The following is a 25,608-nucleotide window of genomic DNA, read 5'->3' on the forward strand; positions in this document are numbered from 1 at the left end:
TGGAGAGAGGCTTGATGATTCGAGGAGCGGCCGGCGCGACGCTGGCATTGATGACGGCGCTGCTCGCGCCGCTGACGCCGGCCATCGCGGAAGCCCCGGCCGGACAGGAAGCGCCGGCCGCCCTGGGCGGCGTCGCCAGCGCCACGAAATTGCAGCTGCGTTGGGAACTGCAGCGCAACCTGTTCAGCGCCGAGGCTCCGCACGGACGCTCGCAGGCGCGCCTGATTCTCACCAACCACGACAATCGGCCCTTGCCGCCGCAGGGCTGGTCGCTGTACTTCAACTGCCTGGACCGCATGATGCCCGGGCCCTTGCCGGGCAATCTGGTGCTCGAACAGGTCGCCGGCAGCCTGTTCCGCATCCTGCCGGGGCCGGGCTTCCAGGGCATGGCCGCTGGCCAGACGCTGGACATCGTCTATACCTATCCGGGCCTGGTGATCAAGCTGGCCAAGGCGCCGACCGGTCCCTATCTGGTCTACGACGCCGCTCCCGAGCTGGGCGTCGCCATCGCCGACTACGCGCTGCTGCCGGTGACGCGGCCGGAACAGCTGGACCGCGGGACCAGCGGCGCCAAGCCGGTGGTGACGCCGGCCGACACCTATCGCCGCAACGCGCGGGCCGACCTGCTGCCGCCCGCCGAGGTGCCGCCGGTGCTGCCGACGCCCCTGCAGATGCAGGCGGGCGAGGGCAGGCTGCTGCTCGACGCGCAGCCGAAGGTGGAGGCGCCGGCCGCATTGAAGAACGAAGCGGCGCTGGCACGCTCGCTGTTTCCGCAGGCCCTGCCCGCAGGCGGTGCGAAGCTTCAGCTCGGCATCGGCAAGGTGGAGGGCCAGGATTCTCCCGAAGCCTATCGCTTGACGATCGACGCCAGGAGCGGCATCGCCATCGTCGGCAACAGCGCCGCCGGCGTCGCCTACGGCCTGCAGACCCTGCGCGACCTGCTGCCGCTGCCCGGTTCGAAAGAACCGGTGCTGAACGAAGTGAGCATCGTCGATGCCCCGCGCTTCGGCTATCGCGGCTTCCAGCTGGACGTCGCCCGCAACTTCCACGGCAAGCAGACGGTCTTCAAGTGGCTCGACCTGATGGCGCGCTACAAGCTGAACAAGTTCCACTTCCACCTGACCGACGACGAAGGCTGGCGTCTGGAGATTGCCGGCCTGCCGGAACTGACGGCGATCGGTGCGGTACGGGGCCACAGTGCCACGCCCGGCGTGCGCCTGCAGCCGGCCTATGGTTCCGGTCCCGATCCGAAGGACCCGAGCGGCAGCGGCTACTTCAGCCGCGCCGACTACATCGAGATCCTGCGCCATGCGAAGGCCCGCCACATCGAGGTGATCCCGGAAATCGAGATGCCCGGCCACGCGCGCGCCGCCGTGCAGGCGATGGCGGCGCGCTACCACCGCCTGAAGGCGGCCGGCGGCAAGGACGCCGCGAAGTACCTGCTGAACGATTTCGACGACCGCTCGAAGTACAGTTCGGCGCAGTACTTCACCGACAACGTCATCGATCCCGGCCTCGATTCGACCTTCGCCTTCATCGACCACGTGGTCGCGCAGATCGTGGCGCTGCACCGCGAGGCCGGTGTCCCGCTGCGCACCATCCACATGGGCGGCGACGAACTGGCGAACGGCGCATGGGAGCGCTCGCCCGCCAGTCTCGCGCGCATGCGCAAGGAGAAGCTGGCGTCGACGGCCGACCTGTGGGATTACTTCTACGACCGCGTCGACGGCATCATGCGCCGGCACGGCTTGAGCACGTCGGGCTGGGAAGAGCTGGCGGCGCGCAAGACGCTGCTCGCCGGCCGCAGCAAGCTGATCCCGAATCCGCGCTTCACCACGCGCGGCTTCACCGCCTGGGTATGGAACAACTCGCGCGGTGCCGAGGACTTCGCCAACCGCCTCGCCAACGGCGGCTACGACATCGTGCTGGCGCCGGTCGGCGCCATGTACCTGGACATGGCGGCCAACCCGAATCCGGAGGAGCCGGGCGTCAACTGGAACGACTACGTCGAGCTGGACACCGTCTACGACTTCGTCCCCTTCGACATGCTGAGGAATGCACCCGAGTCGGCGCGCGTCGGCAAGGACGGGCTGACCGACTACGGCAAGCGCCACGTGCGCGGACTCGAGGCGACGTTGTTCACCGAGACCGTGCGCGATGCCAGCCGCATCGACTACCTCGTCATGCCGCGCCTGCTGGCGGTGGCGGAACGGGCCTGGGCGCCCGATCCGGCCTGGGCTGGCGAGCAGGATGCGGCGAAGGCGGCCGCGCTGCATCGCCGCGCCTGGTCCGGCTTCGTGAATGCGCTGGGCCAGCGCGTGCTGCCGCGCCTCGACCTCGAACAGACCGGCGTGGCCTACCGCATCGCGCCGCCCGGCCTGATGGTGGAGGGCGGGCAGGTGCTGGTGAATCATGCGCTGCCCGGGATCACGCTGCGTTATACGACTGACGGCAGCGATCCGACGTCCGCCAGCCGGCCTGTCACGGGACCGATCACGGAGCGCGGCACGATCAAGGCGGCGGCCTTCGACCGTAACGGCAGGCGAGGGCTGGTGGCGAGCGTCGAGCGCCGCTAGTGCCGGCCGCTTTCAGCGCGGCCGCATGCGCCGCTGCCCCTGGCGCCGCCGCTCGTCGCGCGGCGCCGGCTGCATCGCATAGGACGGCATGGCGCCGTTGCCGTCGATACCGAACTCGATCACGCGGCGCAGCGAGCGCAGCGTGACCGGCTTGGCCAGCACCGCGATGCGGCCTGCATGGTAGTGGGGCACATGGCTTTCGTCGTCGAGCAGCAGGACCACCGGCGCGCGCGGCGCCAGCCGGGTGATCTCGCCGATGAAGGAACGGCGGTCGTCCGCGTTGGAGGTGGTGTAGGTCAGGATCAGGTCGAAGCGCACCGTCTGGGCCGTGTTCAGGGCCGCGCGCGGACTGTCCGTGGTCGCGACGATATAGCCGAGCGATTTCAGCAGCGTGGCAATCTCGCCGCAAGCCAGCGGGTCATGTTCTACGAGCAGTGCGCATTTCATCGTCTATCCTCCTGATAGGTGGATGACGACGCCTCACGCTAGTTCAAGCGCAAAGTTGTAACAATTTTTCTCATCCATTCCTGAGGGGCGTGCCGCGGCGGCGGCGCGCCAGCCAAGCGGCCAGGCCGCCGATCGCCAGGCTGGCCAGCCCGGCCGGTTCCGGCAAGGCCTGGGTTTGCGGCTGCACGACTACCTGGGCGGCCTTGCGCAGGACGCCGCGCTCGCCCGCGCAGGAGGGATAGGCTTCGCCGCAGCCGTCCGGCTGGTCGCTGTGCGCCCACAGCATGGTGAACACGCCGTCGTCGCCCTGCATGGTGAAATCCGAGAAGCCGTCGTTGGCCATGATGCTGCCTTTCATCCGGCCGTCCGCAAGGAATTGCAGCGTCATCGACAAGCGCTGCAGGCCGGGCAGGGTTTCATCGCGATAGCGGTAGTCGATGCGGTTCCAGTGCTGCTGGCCGTCGTCGCCGGCATACCAGTAGTGCAGCGCCAGCAGGCTGTCCTGCTGTTCTTCGCAGATCTCCGCCATGCATTGGTTCTCGACGTTCAGCGAGAGTGTGCCCTGGGCGACGGCGGTGTCGGTGAATTCGAGTTCGAGATGCAGGCCGGCCGGCGTCGCATCCGTGTGTGCCACCTGCTGCCAGGTGTAGAGGACATTCGCCGAAGCGGCTTGGGTGACGAGGGCGGTGGCGGCCAGGCAGAGAATCTTGCGGAACATATGTGTCTCCAGAAATGATTCCATTTAACAAGCAAGGATTGCGCCTGCGCATCCACGTCCTTGATTTGAAAAAGAATTTAACAATGCAGGGTGCATACCCGTCACAAATATGTAAAACGGGTCGACAGTGCGCTACCGTACATATAGCCATGCAGCATTTCGCGCCGTATTTTCGGCATTTCGTCGCATCGGCCTGTCGGCTGTACGTACTGGACGGCATGATGCGGGCTCGATCAACAGCTCATCGCTAACAACAAAAACCATGTCACGCCAGAACACCCAACACCTCGTCCGCCTGCTCCTCGCATCGCCCGTCATCTTCGGCATGTTCAGCGCCTACGCCGCAGGCCAGGCCACCACGGCCAAGCCTGCGGACAAAGCGGCCCCGGTGCAGCAGGTCGAGGTCAAGGGCCAGGCCGCCGCCTACGACGCCCGCCGCGACGATACCGCCACCAAGATCGTCGTCAACCAGGAAGAGATCCTGCGCCACGGCGACACCACCCTCGGCGAAGTGCTGAAGCGCTTGCCTGGAATTACCGTGGGCGGCGTGCAGGGCCGCGGCGGCGACGTCCGCATGCGCGGCCTGGGCAACGGCTACACGCAGATCCTGCTGAACGGCGAGCCGGCGCCGCCGGGCTTCTCGCTGGACCAGGTGTCGCCGGAGATGGTCGAGCGCATCGAGATCATGCGCGCCGCCACCGCCGAGTACAGCACCCAGGCGATCGCCGGCGGCATCAACATCGTCCTCAAGCGCCAGGTCCAGACCGCGCAGCGCGAACTCAAGACCGGCGTGCAGGCGGAGAACGGCGCCTATGGCGCGGTCTCGACCTTCCAGCTGTCGGACAAGAGCGGCAAGATGTCGTATGCGATGAGCGGCAACGTGCTGTACGGCCGCCAGGACCGTCCTTCGCACATCGTCACCGAAGGCTATGACGCCGCGGGGCGCGAAGTCCTGCACCGCGTCGCCTGGGACGGCAACCGCGGCCGCCTGCTGGCGATCGGCCTGTCGCCGCGGATCAACTGGAACCTCGGCGCCGGCGAAGTGATCACCTCGCAGAACTTCATCAACATCGCCCGTTCGCGCGGCGATGCGCCCGAGACCGTGGTGACTTCGCTGGGCGCGCCGCCGCGCTACGTGGCCACCGCCACCGATGCCGAGAACAAGATGGAAATGCTGCGCAGCGACCTGTCGTGGACCAGGCGCCTGCTTGACGGTGCCAGGATCGACGCCAAGTTCGGCGTCAACTACGCGCACCGCGACAGCGGCGTGGGACAGCTGCAGTACTACCCGAACGATGTGCTGGCGCTCGACCGCGACATCGACAGCGACTTCACCGACAAGGGCTGGAGCAGCACCGGCAAGTATTCGCGTCCGGTCGGACAGGGCCATGCGATCGCGGTCGGCTGGGACGGCGCCTACAGCCTGCGCAACGAAACCCGCCTGCAACACGAGACCACCACGGTCGGCGCGCCGATCGTCAACCGCGACGAGAGCTTCGACGCCACCGTGCGCCGGCTGGCCTTGTTCGCCCAGGACGAGTGGAACGTGACCCAGCAATGGTCGGTGTACTTCGGCCTGCGCTGGGAAGGCATCCAGATCAAGAGCGAAGGCAACAGCTACGCCGCGATCGACAACCGTTCGAGCGTCTTCAGCCCGCTGTTCCAGACCCTGTACAAGATCTCGGGCTCGAAGAACGACCAGATCCGCGCCGGCATCACGCGCACCTACAAGGCGCCCAACGTTGCCAGCCTGGTGCCGCGCCGCGGCATCGCCTCGAACAACAGCCCGACCACGCCGGACACGATGGGCAACCCGCAGCTCAAGCCGGAACTGGCCTGGGGCCTGGACCTGGCCTACGAACACTACCTGCCGGGCGGCGGACTGCTCTCGGCCAGCACCTATGTGCGCCACATCGACGACATCACCCACTCGCGCGTGTTCTTCATCGACGGCCTGTGGGTGTCGATGCCGGTCAACGACGGCGCCGCCAACACCCGCGGCATCGAACTCGAAGCCAAGCTGCCGCTGCGCCAGATGTTCCCGGGCTGGCCGGCGCTGGACCTGCGCGCCAACGTCACGCGCAGCTGGTCCAGCCTGTCGATGGTGCCGGGTCCGAACAACCGCCTGGATCAGCAGACGCCCCTCTCCGGCACCTTCGGCTTCGACTATAAATTCGACGGCCTGCCGGCCACCTTCGGCGGCAGCCTGAGCTTCCAGAACGGCGGCCCGGTGCGCATCTCGCAGAACCAGTACGCCTATGCCGGCGTGAAGCGCTCGCTGGACCTGTACGGCGTGTGGAAGTTCACGCCCAAGACCCAGGTGCGGATGTCGCTGGCGAATACCCTGCGCCAGGATAACGTCGGCGCCGCCACCTATGTGAGCGCGGACGGCAGCCGCCTGACCGATACGACGATCACGCCGACGATGCTGCAGGTGCGGGCGATGCTCGAGACGAAGTTCTGAACTGGCGGCGGTAGGCCGCCGGGGAGGTCTGCAGCGCGCTCCGGAAATGCTGGCGCAGCGAGAGGGCGGAACCGAAACCCGCGCGCTGCGCCACCAGCTCGACCGGAGCATCGCTGCCCTCCAGCAGGCTGCGCGCGTGGGCCAGGCGCTGCTCAAGCAGCCACTGCTTGAAGGACATGCCGGTGGCCTGGCGGAAGTGGCGCGTGAAGTTACGCCGGCTCATGGCGGCGCGCCCGGCCAGCGCGTCGAGGTCGTGCTGGGCGTCCAGGTGGCGGCTGACCCAGTCGAGTACCCGCGACAACCTGCCGTCGCTGGGCGACACCGGCAGCGGCCGTTCGATGAACTGGGCCTGGCCGCCCTGGCGGTGCGGCGCCACCACCAGCCGGCGCGCCACCGCATTCGCCGCCTCGGCCCCGCACAGGCGGCGCAGCAGGTGCAGGCAGCAGTCGATCCCGGCCGCCACCCCGGCCGAGCTCAGGACCTCGTCCTCGTCGACGTACAGCACTTCCGGATCCACCTTCACCTTCGGATAAAGGCGCGCCAGCGCGTCCGCGGCGGCCCAGTGCGTGGCCGCGGTGCGCCCATCCAGCAGGCCCGCCTCGGCCACCGGGAAGGCGCCCAGGCAGAGCGCCACCACGCAGGCGCCGCGCGCGTGCGCCCGGCGCAGCGCGTCCAGCAAGGCCGGCGGCGCGGGCCGGCAGTCGTCGTGCCAGGCAGGCATGACGACGATGTCGGCTTCGTCCAGCCCATCGAGTCCGTGGCTGGGCCGGATGCCGAAGCCGGCGCTGGTGTCCAGGGTGTCTCCGTCCAGTCCGCAGACGCGCAGCGAGAACGCCGCCTGCGCCCCCAGGCTGCTGCCGAACACCAGGCAGGGAACAGACAGGTGGAAGGGCGTCATGCCGTCGAAGGCGATGACGGCGACCTGGATGGGTTTGGATGTTGTCATGGCCCGATTCTATTGGATATCGGCTTGTGGGCCACTGTCAGGCTTGATAGCTGGCCAGCACAATGCTCCGACATTCACTTACTTCAGGAGCCGACATGCAAGTCCAACAGATCCGCAACGCCACCCTCGTCATCGAATACGCCGGCAAGCGCCTGCTGGTCGATCCCCTGCTCGCGGCACAGGGCGCCTACCCGGGTTTCGCGGGTACCGCCAACAGCCACCTCGCCAATCCCCTGGTGGGCCTGCCGGTTCCGCTGAGCGAACTGCTGGACGTCGACGCCGTCGTCGTCACCCACCTGCACGCCGACCACTGGGACGATGCGGCGCGCCGCCTGGTCCCGCGCGGCCTGCCCATCTTCGCCCAGAACCTGCGTGACGCCGCGCTGCTCCGCGCCGACGGTTTCGAGGACGTGCGCGTGTTCGGTGACGGCGCCGTATTCGGCGATATCGTCCTGCACAGGACCGGCGGCCAGCACGGCAGCGACCAGGTGATGGCCGCGATCGGCGAACGCATGGGGGAGGTGAGCGGGGTGGTGTTCAGCCATCCGGATGAACCGACCCTTTACCTGGCCGGCGACACGGTCTGGAACCGCCACGTCGAGGACAGCCTGGCCGCCCACCGTCCGGACGTCGTGGTGCTGAACTGCGGCGACGCCCAGGTGCCGGGCCTCGGCGCCATCATCATGGACCAGCACGACCTGGCGAAGGTGGCGCAGGCCGCGCCGCAAGCCACCATCGTCGCCAGCCACCTGGAAGCGGTGAACCACTGCGTACTGTCGCGCGCGGCGCTGCGCGATTTCCTCGACGCCCAGGGCCTGCGCGCGCGCGTGCTGGTGCCCGAGGATGGCGAGGTGTGCGCCTTCAGTGCGGCGGCGTGAAGTTGTACTCCCAGGCCCAGGGCATGTCGTTCTCGCCCAGCACGCGCCGCGCCAGCTCGGGGTAGATGCGCTCGGCGCGCACGTCGTTCGACAGCATCACCACGCAGCGGCGCCTGGCGTCCAGGCAGATCACCATGTTCGCGGTGATCTCGTTGTGGCCGCCCTTGAACCAGCCGGCCCCGCCGCTGCGGTCCCGGAAGCTGACCACGCCGAGGCCGGCCGCCAGCTGCTGCGGCCAGCTGGCCGTTCCTTCCTCCAGCGTCGGGAACTGGTGCCTCGACACGATAGGCAGCCAGCCCTTCACCATGGCCGCGCGCGATGCCGGGCTCAGGCCGTCGCCGCGCACGATGCCTGCCCACAGCTTCGCCTGGTCCTCGATGGTGGTGTCCATCGAGCCGGCTGCGCGCACCCGGCTGCGCTCGTCGTGCGCTTCCATCTTGCCGTTCTCGTCGTAGCCGTCGGCCAGGTTGGCGGCAAAGTCGGGGCGCCACTTCATGCTGGTATTGCGCATGCCGAAGCGGTCGAACACGCGGCGCTGCATTTCCGCGCCGGTGTCCAGCTTCAGGCCCTGTTCGACGATCAGCTGCAGGATGGTCAGGCCTTCGCCGGAATAGGAATAGCGGCTGCCCGGCTCGAAGTGGAAGCGCAGCTTCTTGTCCGGCTCCAGCCAGCGGAAGTTGGCGAAGCCGGCCGAGTGGGTCAGCAGGATGCGCGGCGTGAGCTTGCGCCAGCGCTCGTCCCGGGCGAGGTCGGCATAGTCGTCGGGTTCCCGGTAGTCGGGCAGGGGCTTGGGCAGCAGGCGCTCGAGCGGGGCGTCGAGGTCGAGCTTTCCTTCGTCGACCAGCTGCAGCAGCATGTAGGCGAAGGCGGCCTTGGTCAGCGAGGCGCCGTACATGATGGTGTTGGTCTGCAGCGGGAGTCCTTTTTCGGCATTGCGCCAGCCCCAGCTGCGCACACTCCGTATCTGGCCATCGTCGATGACGGCCAGGGCCAGGCCCTGCAGCTTTTCGCGCTGCATCAGCTGGGTGATTTCAGGATCGGCGGGCGACTGCGCGGGCGGCGTGGCCGCGCAGGAAGACAGCAGGCATGCGAATAGCGGTATGAACCATTTCATCGGCATCTCCGGTTGGGCTCGCAGATGCAGATGATGCCATAGGCGCATGAATCCACTCCGTCATACCCGCGAAAGCGCGAATGCCGGCGCTCAGGGCTTACGCTGCACCGGCGACATCGGCGTACTACGCAAACCCTTGCATTATGTTGTGTAGTGCCCACGCCGCCGCGACACCTGCACAGGCCATTCCAAGGGCATCGGCCAAGGCGTACGGACCTCCCCGCAAGCTCGCTGTCACTCTTGAATCCAAGAAAAATATTGAATTCTCTCAAATACTTTCGTTATACAATTCATCTCATATGTTGAAATCGAACTAATGATTTCCGTATGGCAATGGCTGTAAAGATGCTGCACAGCCAGATTTTGATGGACTAGAATCGCTCATCCCGACCACCGGCCTCGACCCAGCCGGTTCTTTTCTTCGCCGCGCGGCGGCAAGGACGTTTCATGCTCAGTCAACAAGAACTCGCAGAACAGGAGCGCGTCAAGGCATTGCACGCGCTGGCAGTGCTCGACACGCCGCAGGAAGACCGCTTCGACCGCTTCACCCGCATCGCCGCCGCCGCTTTCGATGTGCCGACCGCGCTGGTTTCGCTGGTCGACACCAATCGCCAATGGTTCAAGTCGCGCGTCGGTTTCGACGTACGCGAGACGCCGCGCTCGGTGGCCTTCTGCAGCCACACCATCGCCCTCGACGACCTGCTGGTAGTGCCCGACACCCGCCTCGACGAACGCTTCCGCGACCATCCGCTGGTGCTGGGTTCGCCCTTCATCCGCTTCTACGCGGGCCAGCCGGTGCACAGCGTCGACGGCCAGCCGCTCGGCACCCTGTGCCTGATCGACCAGGAGCCGCGCGAGTTCAGTGACGCCGACAAACGCATGCTGCGCGACCTGGCCCAGATGGTGCAGGATGAACTGAACCGCGGCGCGCTGGTGGCCACGCGCGACGCCGCCCAGTTGGCGTTGCGCGAGCTGAACGTGCAGCTTGAACGCCGCGTCGAAGACCGCACCCGCGAACTGCACGCCAAGAACAGGCTGCTGGAGCAGGAAGGCCGGCAGCGCATGCTGACCCAGCAGGCCCTGCTGCAGAAGCAGGTTTTGCTCGACGCCGTGCTCGAGTCGGTGGACGTCGGCGTGGTGGCCTGCGGCGCCGACGGTACGCTGACCCTGTTCAACCGCGCCGCGCGCGACCTGCACGGCATGGATGTCGCCGACGTCGTGGCGCGGGACTGGGCCCGGCACTATAACCTGTTTGCGGAAGACGGCCACACGCCGCTGGAAGAAGCGAACATCCCGCTGGCGCGCGCCCTGCGCGGCGAGAACGTCAAGGACGCACCGATGGTGATCGCGTGCGAACAGGGCGGTTTGCACCGCGTGCTGGCCAGCGGCCGCGCGCTCAAGGGCCCGAATGGCGAGGCATTGGGCGCGGTGGTCGCAATGAAGGACGTCACCGAACTGGCCGAGTCGCGCTCGCGCGTGATCGAAAGCGAAGAGCGCCTCCGCACCATCGCCGACAACGTGCCGGCCCTGATCGCCTACATCGACACCGGACTGCGCTACTGCTTCGCCAACCAGCGCTACCAGGAATGGTTCGGGGTGAAGAGCGCCGAGATGCTCGGCAGGACCGTGCTCGAGGCGATGGGCGAAACCTTTTATGCGCCGCGCCGCGCGGCCCTCGAGCGCTGCCTGCAGGGCCATGCCTCGGCCCTCGAGATCGAAGAGGAGCGCCGCGGGCGCCGCCGCGTGATCAGCTCGACTTACCTGCCGCATGTGCGCGACGGCGTGGTGCAGGGCATCTACGTGCTGTCGACCGACGCGACTTCCGCGCGCGAATACGAACGCCAGCTGCACGCGCTGGCGCACTCCGACCACCTGACCGGCCTGCCGAACCGCCGCAGCTACGAGGAAAGGCTGGCGCAGGCGATCGCGCGCTCGCGCCGCAGCACGATGCCGATGGCCCTGGTCTACCTCGACGTCGACCATTTCAAGCAGATCAACGACAGCTTCGGCCACGCCGGCGGCGACGCCGTGCTGCGCGAGTTCGCCAGGCGCCTGTCCGCCACCGTGCGCAGCACAGACACCGTGGCGCGCCTGGCCGGCGACGAGTTCGTGGTCGTGCTCGAGCAGGTCGGTTCGGCGCGCGAGTGCGCACGCATCGCCGACAAGCTGCTGGAAGCGGTGCGCGCCGACTTCCTGGTCGACGGCCAGCCGCGCCGGATCACGACCAGCATCGGCATCGCCTGGTCCGCGCATCCGGAGCAGGCCGCGCTGGCGCACACCGCCGACGAAGCCTTGTACCAGTCCAAACGGGCAGGGCGCGACACGGCTTCGGTGCTGGTCGCCGCCGGCCACTGAGCGGACCGCCCGGCGCCGTTCCGCGCCTTCCCTCCATTCCTTGAGGCAAGACACGCCACCGGCGCAAGCGGTGGCGCGCATGCCTGTTCGCCCAGCCAAGGGCCGACGATGACGATCGTGTAAATGCATCGTTTATCGCCCCTGCCTGTCTTTTTAGAAAATTTTTATACCCCGCCGCCTACACTGCATTGCATCGCAACATCGCAAGGAGTGCAGGCATCATGATCGTCACCGTCGCCCACTGCGCGCCGCCGCTTGCCGGCGGACTCGTGGCAGAGAATCTTGCCCTGCTGAGGGCACGCAGCGGCCGCAAGGTCCTGCTGCTGGATGCCACCACCGCCCAGACCTGCCGTCACTGGGGCGAGGAGCGCAAACGCCGCCACATCGCCCCGATGCTCGACGTCCACGCCGTAGGCGGTTCCGGCTTGCCCGATGAGCTGGAACGCCTGTATCCACGTTTTTCGGAAGTCGTGATCGACACCGACTGCCGCGATGGCCACGAGTGCCGCTCCGCGCTGATCATGGCCGACGTCGCCGTGGTGCCGCTGGCGCCCGAGCAGGCGGATGTCGGCCTCCATTACGGCCCGATCGCCCGCCTCAACAGCGCACGCATGTTCAATCCCGGACTGCGGGTCCTGTTCGTCATCGCCGGCAGCGAGCACGATCCGGCGCCGCGCGAACTGCGCGCCCTGCGCGCCTATGCGTCACAGGTGATGTCGGCCGGGATGGCCTGCACCATCCTCCACCTGCCGGCGCTGATGTGGACCCTCGGCGCGCCCGGCCGTTGCGCCAGCGATATCGAAAGCAGCACCGGCGCCGCCGAGATGGCGGCGCTGTACGGGGAGGTCTACCAGTCCGGCCCCGCGGTCCCGGCATCACGCCGGACCCCCTCGCCCGGCCCCACCCATGCTCCGGACGAACTTTTACAAAAATAAGGAACCAAAACAGACCATGAGCAAAACCGTCTTCATCCTGGCCATCCTCGCCTCGCTGTCGGCACCGCTGTACGCCCAGGAGGCCCAGCCTGAGCATGCCTTTACCTATAACGCGGCGCTGGCCTCCGATTACCGCTACCGCGGCATCTCGCAGACCCGCCTGCAGCCGGCCCTGCAGGGCGGCGCCGACTACACGCACAATCCGAGCGGCCTGTATGCGGGCACCTGGCTGTCCACCATCAAATGGACCAGGGACGCCGGCGGCAGCGGCGATGTCGAGTGGGACCTGTATGCCGGCAAGCGTGGCCAACTGGGCGCCGACGTCAGCTATGACGTGGGCGTGCTCGGCTACGTCTACCCGTCGAACGGGCTGAAGAACGTGCCGGGCTTCGCCGATGCCGACACCGCCGAGATCTACGGCCAGCTCGGGTACGGACCGGCCTATGCCAAGTACTCGCTGTCACTGACCAACCTGTTCGGCTACGTCGACAGCCGCCACAGCGGCTACCTGGATTTGGGCGCCAATCTTGACCTCGGCCATAGCCTGACGCTCAACCTGCACGCCGGCCGCCAGGACGTGCGCCATCACAATGCGGCCGGCTACACCGACTACAAGCTCGGCGTCACCAGGAATTTCGGCACCGCCGCCCTGGCGGTTGCCTTCGTCGGCACGAACGCCGGCGAGAGCGCCTACGCGTCGCCGGCCAACGGCAAGTTCCTTGGCAAGAAGGCGCTGGTCGTCAGCGTCAGCAAGATTTTTTGATCAACCCTGCATTCCGAGGTGCACATGGACATTGTATTCATCGGCGCGATCGCCTTGTTTGCTGCCCTGACCTGGGGCATGGCTGGCGCTTGCTCTCGACTGGGAGAGCGCAAATGACCCTCTTTTACCTGATCGGCGCGCTCGCGTCGGGCGGCCTGCTGGTGTACCTCCTGTATGCCATGTTCAATGCGGAGGACCTGTGATGGACATTCATTCACTGGCGCTGCTGGCCTCGTTCCTGCTGATCCTGCTGGGCATGTCCTGGCCGCTCGGGATCCTGCTGGCGCGCGTGGCCGAGGGCGGACGCGTGCGCGGCTTCGGCTGGCTGCACCGCATCGAGGCGGCCCTGTACCGCGCCGCCGGCATCGCGCCGGAGCAAGGCATGGGCTGGAAGTCCTATGCCGTCGCGCTGCTGGTGTTCAATGCCGTTGGTGCGCTTGCCGTCTATGTCCTGCAGCGCGTGCAGGCCTGGCTGCCGCTGAATCCCCAGGGGCTCGGCAACCTCAGCCCGGACTCGGCCTTCAACACCGCGGTCAGCTTCGTCTCCAACACCAACTGGCAGGGCTACGGCGGCGAGCAGACCATGAGCTACCTGACGCAGATGCTGGCGCTGACCTGCCAGAACTTCTTCTCGGCCGCCACCGGCATCGCCGTGGTGTTTGCCCTGATCCGCGGCTTTTCCGCGAAGTCCGCCAGATCGATCGGCAACTTCTGGGTCGACCTGACCCGCAGCACCCTGTACGTGCTGCTGCCCCTGTCGCTGGTGTTCTCCGTGTTCCTGATGGGCCAGGGCGTGATCCAGACCTTCTCCGGCTACCAGTCGGTAGCGCTGCTCGAGCCGGTCAGCTATTCCCAGCCGAGAACCGGCGCCGATGGCCAGCCCCTGAAGGACGCGCAGGGCCAGCCGCTGATGGAGAGCCTGACCGCCGCCACACAGACCATCGCGATGGGCCCGGTGGCATCCCAGGAAGCAATCAAGATGCTGGGCACGAACGGCGGCGGCTTCTTCAACGCCAACTCGGCCCACCCCTACGAGAACCCGACCCCGCTGGCCAACCTGTTCGAGATGGTGTCGATCTTCCTGATCCCGGCCGGCCTGTGTTTCGCCTTCGGCCGCCTGGTCGGCGACCGCCGCCAGGGCTGGGCGATCCTGGGCGCCATGACCTTCCTGTTCGTGCTCATGACGGCCTGCGTGATGCTGGCCGAGCACCAGGCGCATCCGGCCCTGCAGGCCCTGGGCATCGACCAGCAGGCGAGCAGCCTGCAGTCGGGCGGCAATATGGAGGGCAAGGAAACCCGCTTCGGCATCGATGCCTCCGCGCTGTTCGCCGCCATCACCACGGCCGCTTCCTGCGGCGCGGTGAACACGATGCACGACTCGTTCACGCCGCTGGGCGGCGCGGTGCCGCTGATGCTGATGCAGTTTGGCGAGGTGGTGTTCGGCGGCGTCGGTTCCGGCCTGTACGGCATGCTGGTGTTCGCCATCATGGCGGTGTTCATCGCCGGCCTGATGATCGGCCGTACGCCGGAATACCTGGGCAAGAAGATCCAGGCCTACGAGATGAAGATGACCTCGATCGCCATCCTGGTCACGCCGGTGCTGGTGCTGGCCGGTACGGCGATCGCCGTGATGACGGCCGACGGCAGGGCGGGTGTCGCCAATCCGGGCGCGCACGGCTTCTCGGAGATCCTGTACGCCTTCAGCTCGGCCGCCAACAACAACGGCAGCGCCTTCGCCGGCTTGTCCGCCAACACGCCCTTCTACAACTGGATGCTGGCGATCGCGATGTGGTTCGGCCGTTTCGGCGTAATCGTACCGGTGCTGGCGATCGCCGGCTCGCTCGCGGCCAAGCAGCGCCTGCAGACCACGGCCGGCACCATGCCTACCCATGGTCCGATGTTCATCGGCCTGCTGGTCGGCGTGGTGGTGCTGGTCGGCGTATTGAACTATGTGCCGGCGCTCGCTCTCGGGCCGGTCGTCGAGCACCTGCAGCTGTTCGCACAATAATCAGGAGCATCCCATGACTCAACTTCCTTCGTCTGCCGCGGATTTGCCGGCCGGCGCAGCGTCCGGCGGCAAGCGCCTGGACATGTTCGATACCAGCCTGGCCGTCCCCGCGCTGGTCGACGCTTTCAAGAAACTGGACCCCCGCACCCAGCTGCGCAGCCCCGTCATGTTCGTGGTCTACGTCGGCAGCATCATCACCACGCTGCTGTACGTGCAGGCGCTGTTCGGTACCGGCGAGGCGCCGGGCGGCTTCATCCTCGCCTGTGCCGTGTGGCTGTGGTTCACGGTATTGTTCGCGAACTTCGCCGAAGCGCTGGCCGAGGGCCGCAGCAAGGCCCAGGCGGCCTCGCTGCGCGGCCTCAAGCAGAGCGTGGTGGCCAAGAAGCTGGCCACCCCCAGGCACGGCACCACCTGGCTGCCATGCCCGGCCACCGACCTGCGCAAGGGTAACCATGTGCTGATCGAAGCCGGCGACGTGGTGCCGATCGACGGCGAGGTCGTCGAAGGTGTCGCCTCGGTCGACGAGAGCGCGATCACCGGCGAATCGGCGCCGGTGATCCGCGAGTCGGGCGGCGATTTCTCGGCCGTCACCGGCGGCACCCGCGTGCTGTCCGACTGGCTGGTCGTGAAGGTCAGCGCCAATCCGGGCGAGACCTTCCTCGACCGTATGATCTCGATGGTGGAGGGCGCCAAGCGCAAGAAGACGCCCAACGAAATCGCCCTGACCATCCTGCTGGTGGCGCTGACCATCGTATTCCTGGTGGTGACGGTGACCCTGCTGCCTTTCTCGCTGTACTCGGTCGAGGCGGCGAAGGCCACGGGCGTGAACGGCTCGCCGGTCACGATCACGGTCCTGATCGCGCTGCTGGTATGCCTGATCCCGACCACCATCGGCGGCCTGCTGTCGGCGATCGGCGTGGCCGGCATGAGCCGCATGATGCGCGCCAATGTGATCGCCACCTCCGGCCGCGCGGTGGAGGCCGCCGGCGACGTCGACGTGCTCCTGCTCGACAAGACCGGCACCATCACGCTGGGCAACCGCCAGGCCGCCGCCTTCCTGCCGGCGCCCGGCGTGTCCGGACGCGAACTGGCCGACGTCGCGCAACTGGCCTCGCTGGCCGACGAAACCCCGGAAGGGCGCAGCATCGTGGTGCTGGCCAAGCAGAAGTTCAACATCCGCGAACGCGAGCTGGAGAGCCTGCACGCGGTGTTCCTGCCGTTTTCCGCGAACACCCGCATGAGCGGCGTCGATTGCGGCGAGCGCAGGATCCGCAAGGGCGCGTTCGACGCCGTGCGGCGCCACGTCGAGTCGCTCGGCATGGCATTCCCGCCCGAGGTGACGCGCACGGTCGAAGACGCCGCGCGCCGCGGCAGTACCCCGCTGGTGGTGGCCGACGGCGGCCGCGTGATGGGCGTGGTCGAGCTGAAGGACATCGTCAAGGGCGGCATCAGGGAGCGCTTCGCCGAGCTGCGCCGCATGGGCATCAAGACGGTGATGATCACCGGCGACAACAAGCTGACCGCCGCTGCCATCGCCGCCGAGGCCGGGGTCGACGATTTCCTGGCCGAGGCCACGCCGGAGGACAAGCTCAAGCTGATTCGCCGCTACCAGGATGAAGGCCGCATGGTGGCGATGACCGGCGACGGCACCAACGACGCCCCGGCGCTCGCCCAGGCCGACGTGGCGGTGGCGATGAACTCGGGAACCCAGGCCGCGAAGGAAGCGGGCAACATGGTCGACCTCGACTCGAACCCGACCAAGCTGCTGGAAATCGTCGAGATCGGCAAGCAGATGCTGATGACCCGCGGCTCGCTGACCACCTTCTCGATCGCCAACGACGTCGCCAAGTATTTCGCCATCATTCCGGCGGCCTTCGTCGGCACCTACCCGCAGCTGAAGGCGCTCGACGTCATGCACCTGGCCAGCCCGGCCTCGGCGATCATGTCGGCGCTGATCTTCAACGCGCTGATCATCGTGTTCCTGATTCCGCTGGCCCTGCGTGGCGTCCGCTACCGGGCAATCGGCGCCACCGCGCTGCTGCGCCGGAACCTGCTGGTCTACGGTATCGGCGGTATCATCCTGCCATTCATCGGCATCAAATTGATCGACGTGCTGCTGGCGTCGCTCGATCTCGTCTGAACAAGGAAATCACCATGGCATCCATCATTCGTCCCGCGCTGGTGCTGTTCGGCGCACTGAGCATCCTGTGCGGCCTTTTGTACCCGGCGGCCGTGGCCGGCATCGGCGGGCTTGCCTTCGCCCACCAGGCCGGCGGCAGCCTGGTCGAGGTGGACGGCCGGGCGGTCGGCTCCACGCTGATCGGCCAGCCGTTTTCGCAACCCGGCTATTTCTGGGGCAGGCCTTCGGCAACCGCACCGATGGCCGGCAACGCCGCCGCTTCGGGCGGCTCCAACCTGGGTCCGACCAACCCTGCGCTGCTCGATGCCGTCAAGGCGCGTGTCGAGGCCTTGCGCAAAGCCGATCCGGCCAACCGCGCGCCGATCCCGGTCGACCTGGTCACCGCCTCGGCCAGCGGTCTCGATCCGGAAATCAGCATCGCGGCCGCGGAGTACCAGGCTGCGCGCGTCGCCGCGGCGCGCAAGCTGCCGGAGCCGCAGGTCCGCGCGCTGATCGCCGCGCACCGCAAGCAGCCGGCGCTGGGTTTCCTCGGCGAGCCGCGCGTGAATGTGCTGGCGCTGAACCTTGCGCTGGACGGCAAGGCGGTGCATCCGCAATGAGGCAAGGCGCATGAGCTTCCCCGGCGAAGGCCCGAGGCGCGATCCGGACGCCTTGCTGGCCCAGGTGCAGGAACACGAGCGCCGTGCCGCGCGCGGCCGGCTGCGTATCTATTTCGGGGCCTCGGCCGGCGTCGGCAAGACCTATGCGATGCTGTCCGCCGCGCGCGAGCTTGCCGCCGGCCGCAAGGTGCTGGTCGGTATCGCCGAGACCCACGGCCGTGCGGAAACCTCGGCCCTGCTGGAAGGCCTGGACGTCCTGCCGCGCAAGCGCATCGACTACCGCGGCAAGGCGCTCACCGAGTTCGACATCGACGCCGCGCTCGAACGGCGTCCGGACCTGGTCCTGGTCGACGAGCTGGCGCATTCGAACGTCGCCGGCTCGCGCCACCCGAAGCGTTGGCAGGACGTCGAGGAACTGATCGAGGCCGGCATCGACGTGTTCACGACCGTCAACGTCCAGCACCTGGAGAGCCTGAACGAAGTGGTGGGCGGGATCACCGGAGTGCGGGTGGCGGAGACGGTGCCTGACAGGGTGTTCGACGACGCCGACGAAGTGGTGCTGGTGGACTTGCCGGCGGACGAGCTGCTGACCCGGCTCAAGCTCGGCAAGGTTTATCAGGCACAGCAGGCCGAACGCGCCGGCCGGAACTTCTTCCGCAAGGGGAACCTGATCGCGCTGCGCGAACTGGCGCTGCGCCGCACTGCCGAGCGCATCGGCGACGACGTGCGCGCCTACCGGGTCGAGAAATCGATCGATACCGTGTGGCGCACCGGCAGCGCGCTGCTGGCCTGCGTCGGGCCGGGACCACAGGCCGACGGCGTGGTCAGGAGCGCAGCGCGCCTGGCGGCCCAGCTGGGCGCGGAGTGGCATGCGGTCTACGTCGAGACGCCGGCGCTGCAGCGCCTCGACCCGCCGCGCCGCGAGCGGATCCTGGGCGCGCTCGAGCTGGCGCGCGAACTCGGCGCAGCCACCGCTGTCCTGTCGGGCGACAGCGTCGAGGCGGCCGTGGTCGACTATGCGCGCAGCCACAACCTGTCGCGGATCGCGCTCGGTCGCAGCGATGCGCGGTGGCGCTGGCAGGCGCCGGCCGGTTTGCGCATCGGGCGGCTGGCGCCGGACGTCGAACTGGTCGAGGTGGCGGTGGCGCACGACCGCCCGGCCGATGGTGCGCCGCGGCCTGGCGGCGGCCCGGCGGGCCGGATACCGCTGCGCCAGGTCTTGCCGGCGCACGGCATTGCCGTCGCCGCCAGCGTGGTCATGGCGCTGGCCGCCACGCCGGCGATCGCCTACCTCGACCTGGCCAACATCGCCATGCTGTTCCTGCTGGTCGTACTGCTGGTGGCGGTGCGCTTCGGCCGCGGCCCGTCGGTCACCGCTACCTGCGTCGGCGTGGCCTGTTTCGACTTCTTTTTCGTGCCGCCGCGCTTCACGCTGGCGATCTCGGATTTCCAGTACCTGGTGACCTTCGGCGTGATGCTGGCAGTCGGCACCATCACCGGGCACCTGACGGCGGGGCTGCGCTTCCAGGCGCGGGTCGCGGCCCGTCGCGAGAGCCGCACGCATGCCCTGTACGAATTCGCGCGCGCGCTGTCCGGGGTGCTGCAGACGGAGCAGATCCAGGAGGCCACGCGCGACGCCGTCAAGCGCACTTTCGGGGCGCGCACGGCGCTGCTGCTGCCGGATGCCGACGGCCGGCTGCAGCTCCCCGGAGCAGGGGAAGCCGACGGCGAGCCGGCCATCGCCGCGCTCGATCCCGGCGTGGCCCAATGGGCCTTCGATCACGGCGCCGCCGCCGGCATGGGCACCGACACCCTGCCGGGCAGTCCGCTCTTCTATATGCCGCTGGTGGCGCCGATGCGCACGCGGGGCGTGCTGGCGATCGAGGCCGCGGCGCCGCACTGGCTGCAGGCCCCTGAACAGCGCCAGCAGCTGGACACCTTCGCCGCCCTGGCCGCGATCGCACTCGAGCGGGTGCACTACATCGAGGTGGCGCAGGAGGCGCTCGTCAGGATCGAGTCGGAACGCCTGCGCAATTCCCTGCTGGCGGCCCTGTCGCACGACCTGCGCACGCCGCTCACCTCGCTGATGGCGCAGGCCGAGTCCCTGGCGCGCTCCATGCCGCCGCTGGCGCCGGCGCAGCGAAGCATGGCGGACACCTTGCGCGAGGAAACCGTGCGCATGAGCACCATGGTGACGAACCTGCTCGACATGGCCCGCATCGAGAGCGGCGAGGTGAAGCTGCGCCTTCACTGGCAGGCCATCGAAGAGACGATCGGCAGTGCGCTGCGCGCCAGCCGGGCGGCGCTGGGCGGCCGTAGCGTGGAGACACGGGTGCCGGCCGACCTGCCGCTGGTGCGCTACGACGCCGTGCTGATCGAGCGAGTGCTGTCCAATCTCCTGGAAAATGCGGGAAAATACACGCCTGCCGGCAGCACGGTGGGGGTGTCCGCCCGGCGTCACGGCATATGGCTCGAGGTTGCCGTGTCCGACGACGGCCCCGGCCTGCCGCCGGGCCAGGAGGAAGCGGTGTTCGACAAATTCGTGCGTGGCGAGCGCGAGTCCGCCAAGCCCGGCGTCGGCCTCGGACTGGCGATCTGCCGCGCCATCGTGGAGGCGCACGGCGGCACGATCCGCGCGGCCAACCGGCCGGAGGGCGGCGCCGTCTTCGTCTTCACGCTGCCGCTGGGGACGCCGCCGGACATGCGGTTGCCGGATGAAGACATGGAGATCGAGGAAGAGGATGAGTGATTTCATCGGCGTGGCACTGCTCGTGGAAGACGAGCCGCACATTCGCCGCTTCGTGCGCGGCGCGCTGGAACAGGAAGGCTGGCAGGTGCACGAGGCGGCGACCCTGCAGCGCGGCCTGGTCGAGGCGGGAACGCGCAAGCCCGACCTCGTGATCCTCGACCTCGGCCTGCCGGACGGCGACGGCGTCGACTTCATCGGCGACCTGCGCGCCTGGTCGGCGGTGCCGGTCATCGTGCTGTCGGCACGAGTCGACGAGGAAGAGAAAATCCGCGCCCTCGACCGCGGCGCCGACGACTACCTCACCAAGCCCTTCGGCGTCGGCGAGCTGCTGGCGCGGGTGCGCGCCTCGCGGCGGCGCCAGCGCGGCCTGGCGACCGGCGGCGACGGCAAGGTGAGTTTCGGCGACGTCGAGGTGGACGTCCAGAACCGCAGCGTGACCAAGGCCGGCAAGGCGGTGCGCCTGACGCCGACCGAGCACCGGCTGCTGGCGGTGCTGGTCGCCAATCCCGGCAAGGTGATGACCACGCCGCAACTGCTGCGCGCGGTCTGGGGGCCGAACCAGGCCGACAATGCGCACTATTTGCGCATCTACATGGGCCACCTGCGCCACAAGCTGGAAGACAATCCTGCGCAACCCCGTTACATGGTGACGGAGACCGGTGTCGGCTACCGCTTCCAGCTTCCTTGATGTTGTTTCGGGGCAACTAAACGCCGGCAATATGGTATTTTCTGGACTAGCCGTGCGTTCAGCATCTATCCTCCAGCGATAGCTTCCCCGTCCCGATGCCGATGCCGCCGAGTTCCACGCCCCGCCTCCGACACCTGAACCAGATACGCCGCCCGATCGTCGGGCGTTCGATCGCCCTGCTGGCGGCGTTCTGCGTGCTGCTGCCGGTGATCTGCGGCTGGAGCCTGTGGACGGCGCGCGAGGCCCAGCTGGAAGAGACCTCGGCCAGCACCGCGAACATGGCGCTTGCGCTGGCGGCCCAGGCCGAGACCTCGTTCAAGGTGGCCGATGCGGTGCTGGCCGAAACCGTCGAGCGTGTCGAGCAGGACGGCGTGGAGGGCGCGGCGGGAGAGCGCCTGCAACGGCGCTTCCAGCACATCGCCGCCCATTCCGCCGAAGTGCATGGCCTGTTCGTGTATGGCCCCGACGACAGCTGGCAAGTGACGACGCAGGCGAAGCCGCCGCAGGCCAACAACGCCGACCGCGAGTACTTCCGCTATCACCAGGCCGACCCCGACCGCCGCAGCCACGTGGGCAAGCCGGTGCGCAGCCGTTCCACCGGCGTGATGGTGATCCCGGTGTCGCGCCGCATCGACCGTCCCGACGGCAGCTTCGGCGGCGTCGCGCTGGTGACGCTGGACCTCGGCTTCTTCGGCCGCTTCTACGACCGCTTCGACGTCGGCCGCCAGGGCACCATCCTGCTCGCCCTCGACGACGGCACCCTGATCTACCGGCGGCCGTTCTCGGAAGACCTGGTCGGCACCAGCATCGCCGGCGGGCCGGTCTTCCAGATGATGAAGAGCGCCGGGCCGGTCGGCACCGCGATGCTGCGGGCCAGGATGGACGGCATCGAGCGCCTCTACAGCTACCGCCACCTGGACGGCTATCCGCTGGTGGTGGCCAGCGCCGAGTCGAGGGACGAGATCCTTGCCGAATGGCGGGCGGGCGCGGTCAAGATGAGCTGTGTGGTGGCGTTCGCGATCGTCCTGCTGGCCTGGGGCGGGCGGCGCATGATCCACCAGATCCGCATCCGCGAGAGTCTCGAGGAAACCTTGCGGGCGCTGGCCGAAAGCGACGGCCTGACCGGGCTGGCCAACCGCCGCCTGTTCGAAGACACCCTGGCGCGCGAGCTGGCGCGGGCGCGCCGCGGCGGCAGCGGATTCGCGCTGATCCTGACCGATGTGGACTGGTTCAAGAAGTACAACGACCGCTACGGCCATGTGGCCGGCGACGACTGCCTGCGCAAGGTGGCCACGGCGATCGCGGCCGGCGCGCGCCGGCCGGGCGACCTGGCGGCGCGCTACGGCGGCGAGGAATTCGCCGTGATCCTGCCTGCTACCAGCCTGGATGGCGCGGTGAAGGTGGCCGAAACGATCCGCGCCGCGGTGGCGGAACTGAAGCTGGAGCATGCCGACAGCCCCTACGGCCAGGTCAGCCTGAGCCTGGGCGTGGTGGCCGGCCTGGCCGGCGCCTGGCCGGACGGCGCCTGGGTCGAGGCCGCGGACCGCCTGCTGTACGAAGCCAAGGAAGGCGGGCGCAATCGCATCGCGGCGCGGCTTGCAATTGCATAGCGCGCGATCTAACATCCATCCCATGGAATCGAAGACGACCCCCTTGCTGGACAACCAGCTGTGCTTTGCGCTGTACTCGACCGGGCTGGCGATGAACAAGGTCTACCGCAAGCTGCTGCGCAAGCTGGACCTGACCTATCCGCAATACCTGGTGATGCTGGTGCTGTGGGAGCGCGACGGGGTGACCGTGTCCGACATCGGCGCGCGGCTCTTCCTCGACTCGGCGACCCTGACGCCGCTGCTCAAGCGCCTGGAGACGGCCGGCCTGGTGGCGCGGGCGCGCTCGAACCTCGACGAGCGCCAGGTGGTGGTCAGCCTGACCGACGCCGGCCGCGCGATGGCGCGCGACGCTGCGGCGATCCAGGAACAGGTGCTGTGCGCGGCGGCCTGCCCGCCGGACGACCTGGCGGCGCTCAAGCGCCAGCTCGAGCAGCTGCGCGGCAAGCTGGCAGCAGACAGCTAGCCGGCGTCAATCAGTGTCCGGCTGGCTGCAACCGGGATAGGCCTGCTGGGGCATGGTGCGCTGGGCCAGCAGCAGGGCCTGGAAATCGCTGGCACGCATCGGCTTGCCGATCAGGTAGCCCTGCAGCACGTCGCATTCGGTCGAGCGGATCGCGCAGGCCTGCGCCTCGGTTTCGATCCCTTCGCAGATCACGGACAGCTTGAGCGACTTGGCGAAGGCGATCACGCCGTTGACGATGTCCAGGCAGCGCCGGTCTTCCTCGATCTCCTGCACGAAGGAGCGGTCGATCTTGATCGCGGTGATCGGGAACTGGCGCAGGTAGGAGAGGTTCGAGTAGCCGGTGCCGAAATCGTCGAGCGCGATCCTGAAGCCTTCCTGCTGCAGCGAACGCAGCACGGACGCCGCCTTCTCGATGTCCTGGGTCAGCATGCTCTCCGTGACTTCCAGCTTGATGCAGCCGGTGTCCAGCCCGTAGTGCGCCACCAGGTTCTTCAGCAGCACCGGCAGGTTCTCGTCGGTGAGCTGGCGGGTCGACACGTTCACCGCCATCTGCAGCTGGAAGCCGAGCAGCTCCCATTCGCGCGCCTGGCGGCAGGCTTCCTCGCAGACCCAGGCCCCGACCGCGTTGATCGCCGGCGAATCCTCGAGCATCGACAGGAAGGCGCCCGGCGCGATCACGCCCAGGCGCGGATGCTCCCAGCGCAGCAGGGCCTCGGCCCCCACCACGGCGCCGTTGGCGGCGCTGATCTGCGGCTGGTAGAACAGCACGAACTGGCGCCGCTCGAGGGCCGAAAACACTTCCTGGCGCAGCTGCAGGCGCTCCTTGATGAGCTGCGCCGACTTGGGCGAGAACAGGCAGGCGGTATGGCGGCCGTTGTCCTTGGCGGCATACATCGCGGCATCCGCATTGTTCAGCAGTTCGTCGGCGCTGACCTCGCCGGGCTTGCCCAGCGCGATCCCGATGCTGGCGCCGACCGTGACCTTCAGGGGGCCGATCGCGATCGGTTCGGCCATGTGCTGCAGCACCGTGGCCGCCAGCGCCTTCGCCGCTTCCGGATTTGCATCGGTGAGCACGAACACGAATTCGTCGCCGCTGATGCGCGCCACCGTGGTATCGGCATTGCCGAATGCCGCCAGGCGGCGCCCGATCTCCTGCAGCGCCAGGTCGCCGGACTGGTGGCCGTGGGCGTCGTTGACTTCCTTGAAGTGGTCGAGGTCGACGAACAGCACCCCGATCATGTCGTCGCGCGCCAGCGCCTCGTCGAGCGCGCGCAGGCAGCTGAAGCGGTTGTGCAGGCCGGTCAGGCTGTCGTGGGTCGCCATGTGGACCAGGCGCGCTTCGGCTTCCTTGCGCTCGGTGATGTTCGCAAAGAACACCGTCAGGCCATCCTTCGACGGATAGGCGCGCGCCTCCAGCCACATCTGCAGCGGCGCATAATAGCTTTCGCAGCTGGCCGCTTCCTGCCGCTCGAGCGCGCGATGGTAGGTCTGATAGAAGGGGCCGCCGACGGCTTCCGGGAACTCGTCCCAGATCACCTTGCCGATCAAATGGTCGGCGCTGCGCCGCATCCAGGCCGCTCCCTTGCTGTTGATGAAGGTGAAGCGCCACTCGCGGTCGAGCGAGAAGCAGCCGTCGGAAATGCTCTCCAGCAGGGTGCTGAGGTGCTCGCGCGCATTCGCCACCTCGGCCTGGGCCTGGATCGCGACGCTCACGTCTTCCAGGAAGGCGACGAAATTGGTGACCGCGCCGGCGGCATCGCATACCGGGAACAGGTGCATGCGGCTCCAGAACACGCTGCCGTCCTTGCGGTAGTTACGCAAGGTGCAGGTGTGGCTGCGGCCGGTGGCGAGGGCCTCGCGCAGGCCGGCGAGTGCGGGCTGGTCACGGTCGCTGCCCTGCAGGAAACGGCAGTTACGGCCGATCACCTCGGCCAGCGTGTAGCCGGAGATCGCCTCGAAGGCCGGATTCACCCAGGCGATCGGATCATCGGGCTGCTTTGCATCGCAGATGACGATGGCGGTGCTGCTCGCCTGGATCAGGCCCTTGAAGAAATCCGCAGGCTTGTCTTCGAGATTGACGAGGGTGAGCCGATTGTATTCCCACGAATGTAATGACATGGTCGCCTGTTGGAACGCTGGACGGCTCCAGTGTAAT

The 25,608-nt window shown here is 67.9% G+C and carries 19 protein-coding genes; 14 read left to right on the forward strand and 5 right to left on the reverse strand.

The window, feature by feature from the left end:
* Positions 1 to 14 precede the first annotated feature (14 nt).
* On the forward strand, positions 15 to 2,576 hold the full coding sequence (locus tag AB4Z32_RS14385; RefSeq protein ID WP_442122618.1) for a family 20 glycosylhydrolase: 2,562 nt from the start codon (positions 15 to 17) through the stop codon (positions 2,574 to 2,576).
* A 12-nt stretch (positions 2,577 to 2,588) separates the two neighbouring features.
* On the opposite strand, the gene AB4Z32_RS14390 is transcribed toward AB4Z32_RS14385, so the two are convergent.
* Positions 2,589 to 3,023, reverse strand: coding sequence for a hypothetical protein (locus AB4Z32_RS14390; RefSeq protein WP_442122533.1), 435 nt, complete (start codon positions 3,021 to 3,023; stop codon positions 2,589 to 2,591).
* A gap of 70 nt (positions 3,024 to 3,093) precedes the next feature.
* Entirely contained in the window at positions 3,094 to 3,741 is a 648-nt protein-coding gene (locus tag AB4Z32_RS14395; protein ID WP_442122534.1) for a PEP-CTERM sorting domain-containing protein, read from the reverse strand.
* Between the two features lie 262 nt (positions 3,742 to 4,003).
* Between AB4Z32_RS14395 and AB4Z32_RS14400 the strand changes: the two genes are divergently transcribed.
* On the forward strand, positions 4,004 to 6,205 hold the full coding sequence (locus AB4Z32_RS14400) for a TonB-dependent receptor plug domain-containing protein (RefSeq protein WP_442122535.1): 2,202 nt from the start codon (positions 4,004 to 4,006) through the stop codon (positions 6,203 to 6,205).
* Here the strand turns inward: AB4Z32_RS14400 and AB4Z32_RS14405 are convergent.
* The gene (locus AB4Z32_RS14405; RefSeq protein ID WP_442122619.1) at positions 6,156 to 7,133 is read right to left on the reverse strand and encodes a GlxA family transcriptional regulator; all 978 of its coding nucleotides are present in this window, start codon (positions 7,131 to 7,133) and stop codon (positions 6,156 to 6,158) included. The genes AB4Z32_RS14400 and AB4Z32_RS14405 overlap by 50 nt on opposite strands.
* Before the next feature lie 113 nt (positions 7,134 to 7,246).
* On the opposite strand from AB4Z32_RS14405, the gene AB4Z32_RS14410 reads away from it, so the two are divergent.
* The gene (locus tag AB4Z32_RS14410) at positions 7,247 to 8,029 is read left to right on the forward strand and encodes an MBL fold metallo-hydrolase (protein WP_442122536.1); all 783 of its coding nucleotides are present in this window, start codon (positions 7,247 to 7,249) and stop codon (positions 8,027 to 8,029) included.
* Here AB4Z32_RS14410 and AB4Z32_RS14415 read toward each other — a convergent pair.
* On the reverse strand, positions 8,013 to 9,143 hold the full coding sequence (locus AB4Z32_RS14415; protein ID WP_442122537.1) for a serine hydrolase domain-containing protein: 1,131 nt from the start codon (positions 9,141 to 9,143) through the stop codon (positions 8,013 to 8,015). The genes AB4Z32_RS14410 and AB4Z32_RS14415 overlap by 17 nt on opposite strands.
* A 447-nt stretch (positions 9,144 to 9,590) precedes the next feature.
* On the opposite strand from AB4Z32_RS14415, the gene AB4Z32_RS14420 reads away from it, so the two are divergent.
* The 11 genes from AB4Z32_RS14420 (at position 9,591) to AB4Z32_RS14470 (ending at position 23,453) form a co-directional block, all read left to right on the forward strand.
* Positions 9,591 to 11,498, forward strand: coding sequence for a diguanylate cyclase domain-containing protein (locus AB4Z32_RS14420; protein WP_442122538.1), 1,908 nt, complete (start codon positions 9,591 to 9,593; stop codon positions 11,496 to 11,498).
* A 221-nt stretch (positions 11,499 to 11,719) separates the two neighbouring features.
* Entirely contained in the window at positions 11,720 to 12,433 is a 714-nt protein-coding gene (locus AB4Z32_RS14425) for a hypothetical protein (RefSeq protein WP_442122539.1), read from the forward strand.
* A gap of 16 nt (positions 12,434 to 12,449) precedes the next feature.
* Complete coding sequence (locus AB4Z32_RS14430; protein ID WP_442122540.1) at positions 12,450 to 13,196, forward strand: TorF family putative porin; 747 nt, start codon at positions 12,450 to 12,452, stop codon at positions 13,194 to 13,196.
* Between the two features lie 113 nt (positions 13,197 to 13,309).
* Positions 13,310 to 13,399, forward strand: coding sequence for a potassium-transporting ATPase subunit F (locus AB4Z32_RS14435; protein ID WP_442122541.1), 90 nt, complete (start codon positions 13,310 to 13,312; stop codon positions 13,397 to 13,399).
* Complete coding sequence (gene kdpA, locus AB4Z32_RS14440) at positions 13,399 to 15,204, forward strand: potassium-transporting ATPase subunit KdpA (protein ID WP_442122542.1); 1,806 nt, start codon at positions 13,399 to 13,401, stop codon at positions 15,202 to 15,204. Before AB4Z32_RS14435 ends, kdpA begins: the two co-directional genes overlap by 1 nt.
* Positions 15,205 to 15,286: 82 nt before the next feature.
* Complete coding sequence (gene kdpB / locus AB4Z32_RS14445) at positions 15,287 to 17,344, forward strand: potassium-transporting ATPase subunit KdpB (RefSeq protein ID WP_442122620.1); 2,058 nt, start codon at positions 15,287 to 15,289, stop codon at positions 17,342 to 17,344.
* A gap of 14 nt (positions 17,345 to 17,358) precedes the next feature.
* Entirely contained in the window at positions 17,359 to 17,943 is a 585-nt protein-coding gene (gene kdpC / locus AB4Z32_RS14450) for a potassium-transporting ATPase subunit KdpC (RefSeq protein ID WP_442122543.1), read from the forward strand.
* Positions 17,944 to 17,953: 10 nt separating this feature from the next.
* Positions 17,954 to 20,692 carry a DUF4118 domain-containing protein gene (locus AB4Z32_RS14455; protein ID WP_442122544.1) on the forward strand — a complete coding sequence of 913 codons (2,739 nt, stop codon included), beginning with the start codon at positions 17,954 to 17,956 and terminating at the stop codon, positions 20,690 to 20,692.
* Positions 20,685 to 21,380, forward strand: a complete 696-nt coding sequence (gene kdpE, locus AB4Z32_RS14460; RefSeq protein WP_442122545.1) for a two-component system response regulator KdpE — start codon at positions 20,685 to 20,687, stop codon at positions 21,378 to 21,380. The genes AB4Z32_RS14455 and kdpE overlap by 8 nt, the downstream gene beginning before the upstream one ends.
* Positions 21,381 to 21,481: 101 nt before the next feature.
* Complete coding sequence (locus AB4Z32_RS14465; RefSeq protein ID WP_442122546.1) at positions 21,482 to 22,990, forward strand: sensor domain-containing diguanylate cyclase; 1,509 nt, start codon at positions 21,482 to 21,484, stop codon at positions 22,988 to 22,990.
* A 22-nt stretch (positions 22,991 to 23,012) separates the two neighbouring features.
* Entirely contained in the window at positions 23,013 to 23,453 is a 441-nt protein-coding gene (locus tag AB4Z32_RS14470; protein WP_442122547.1) for a MarR family winged helix-turn-helix transcriptional regulator, read from the forward strand.
* Positions 23,454 to 23,459: 6 nt separating this feature from the next.
* On the opposite strand, the gene AB4Z32_RS14475 is transcribed toward AB4Z32_RS14470, so the two are convergent.
* A complete protein-coding gene (locus AB4Z32_RS14475; RefSeq protein WP_442122548.1) occupies positions 23,460 to 25,571 on the reverse strand; it encodes a putative bifunctional diguanylate cyclase/phosphodiesterase in 2,112 nt (703 codons plus the stop codon).
* Positions 25,572 to 25,608 lie beyond the last annotated feature (37 nt).

The organism is Massilia sp. 2TAF26 (genome assembly GCF_052115005.1).
Lineage (GTDB): Bacteria > Pseudomonadota > Gammaproteobacteria > Burkholderiales > Burkholderiaceae_D > Telluria.